This is a genomic window from Arthrobacter sp. C152 (assembly GCF_054890965.1).
The window spans coordinates 1-549 of the sequence record NZ_JBTZSU010000105.1 but is presented as its reverse complement, the minus strand read 5'-3'; the positions used below and the strand labels follow the sequence as shown (position 1 = coordinate 549).

The 549-nt window shown below is 64.1% G+C and carries 1 pseudogene; it reads right to left on the bottom strand.

What is annotated here, in order from left to right:
* Positions 1-549: pseudogene (locus tag ACYSM9_RS21910) on the bottom strand (pyruvate dehydrogenase (acetyl-transferring), homodimeric type); the annotation flags it as partial.

Here is a 549-nt window from a genome sequence, read left to right as displayed (position 1 = left end):
GGCCCTTGGGGTTGTAGATCTTCGCGGTCGGGAAGAACGCGTCCATGCCGAACGTGCGGGCTTCGTCGGGGATGATCGGGGCGATGTGCTTGCCGAAGTTCTTATCCCGCATCAGGTCCTTCAGGAGCCTGACGAACGCCATGGTGGTGGCGGCCTGCTGCTTGCCCGAACCCCGCTTGGCCACCTCGTAGGACTTTGCGTCCGGCAGCACGATCTCGGCGTGCGTGGAGCGGCGCTCCGGAACGGACCCGCCCAGGGCGGCGCGGCGCTCCATCATGTACTTGATTTCCGGCGCATCGGTGCCCGGGTGGTAGTACGGCGGACGGTAGCTGTCGTTTTCAAGCTGCTCGTCGGTGACCGGGATCCGCAGGTGGTCGCGGAACTTCTTCAGGTCATCCAGGGTCAGCTTCTTCATCTGGTGGGTCGCGTTGCGTCCCTCGAAGTGCGGTCCGAGGCCGTAGCCCTTGACGGTTTTGGCGAGGATGACGGTGGGCTTGCCCTTGAATTCGGTGGCTGCCTTGTACGCGGCGTAGACCTTGCGGTAGTCGT